The 1,673-nt window shown below is 63.2% G+C and carries 1 protein-coding gene; it reads left to right on the forward strand.

Features of this window, described 5'->3' with window-relative positions; all coding sequences use genetic code 11:
- Nucleotides 1-115 precede the first annotated feature (115 nt).
- Nucleotides 116-1,000 (forward strand): flagellin, encoded by an 885-nt coding sequence (locus AUL33_RS21270; RefSeq protein WP_062213307.1) that lies wholly within the window; start codon nucleotides 116-118, stop codon nucleotides 998-1,000.
- Nucleotides 1,001-1,673 lie beyond the last annotated feature (673 nt).

Consider the following 1,673-nt stretch of genomic DNA (forward strand, 5'->3'; position numbering starts at 1 on the left):
ATAATACAATATACCCATATATCCCGTAAAATTTGAATCTTATCAGTACAAGACCCTTCGTTTGCGGCAGGTATTCCTGTCGTTGCAAGCAAGCCGCTTGTAACGGGGAAACAAAATGGTCTCGATCAACGCCACCACCACGAATTCTTTCGTCCTGTCCAGCCTGCGCCAGACGAACGCCGAGCTCTCCACCACCCAGAACCGGATCGCCAGCGGCCTCAAAGTCGCCTCGGCCCGCGACAATGCCAGCGTCTGGTCGACCGCTCAGACGATCCGCACCGATCTGAAGGCACAGGATACCGTCAACGGCAGCATCGCAGTGGCCAAGGCTCGCTCGGACGTGGCGGTCGAGGCGCTGACCACCATTCAGGACATTCTCGGCAACCTCGCCACGGCGGCAGGTGCCGCTGTCCTTCACTCGACCACGGGCGCCGGAGCCATCAACGACGCCGTGCAAGCGAACGTGAAGAACTATCAGAACCAGCTGCGGGCCGTGGTCGACTCCGCCGCGTTCTCCGGGTTCAATCTTCTCACCGGCACGACGGCTGTCACGGCCACGATCGGGCAGGACAACGGAACGCCGATCACCCTGGGCTACACGCCCTCGGCCGTCGTTCTCGATACGGCGGGAACGGGTGGCACGCTGGGTTCGGGTTCGGCTGCAGCGTTCACCACCATCTACAACACGGTCTTCAACACCGCGTCCACGACGACCGTGGCCCTTCGTGACACCTTCATCGCAACGGTGAATGCAGCCAAGGCGACGATCGCGTCGATGACGACGGAAGTCGGCAACTACTCGAACAGCCTCGGCTCCCTTCAGGACTTCAACAACAAGGTCGCGGACATCCGGAACGGCGCCCTGAGCGCACTGGTGGATGCCGACATGGAGAAGGAAAGCGCCAAGGTCAGCGCGCTCCAGGTCAAGCAGCAGCTCGCCTTCCAGGCCCTCTCGATCGGCAACAACTCCACGCAGAACATCCTGCGTCTCTTTCAGTAAGCCAAAGGACGACGCCTCGCGTCTCCCCGTCGCGCCACTCGTTCGTGGCTTGCCAGTGGCCCTCCGGTGCTCCCCGTGCCGGAGGGCTTCCGCGTCGAACGATGTGGGATCGGCGCCCGGGAGGCCGCGAGATCGCGCGCGGGGCTTCCGGTTCCGGCGCCCGTCATGGCCAGGGCGTCGAGACGAAGACCATGGATCCCGTCAGGGGGTGCAGAGCCGTCGGGAGAGATCCCGGCGGCTTCTTCGTTGGGCCGCCGCATCACGCCGGCGATCTCGTCCGATCCGGATCCGTGCGCCCCAGCTTCGGGTGCCGCCAGCGCGGCTGGTGCAGAAATCAACAGTTCCGAACACCCCCACGACACCAGCAAACCCAACCCCTTGAACCGTGCAAATCCAGAGTGCAAAACAAAGCCGCTCGGGGCTGCGGGCTCAGGACAGGACAGGACAGGACAGGACAGGGCAGCGTGGCCGGGAGCCGCAATCCCAAGCCCCCAACCCAGCCGGCTGGAACCACACGATCCCGATGACGACCGCACAAGCTGGAAGCCCGACCCAAGCCGGAAAGCCGGTCGCCGACCCCATCGAAAGCCGCCGGACCCCATGATCATCGGATACGCCCGCGTCAGCACCACAGGACAAACCAGAGCCGCACAAATCCAGACTTTGCAAAACG

This window comes from Aureimonas sp. AU12, assembly GCF_001463705.1.
Taxonomy (GTDB): domain Bacteria; phylum Pseudomonadota; class Alphaproteobacteria; order Rhizobiales; family Rhizobiaceae; genus Aureimonas.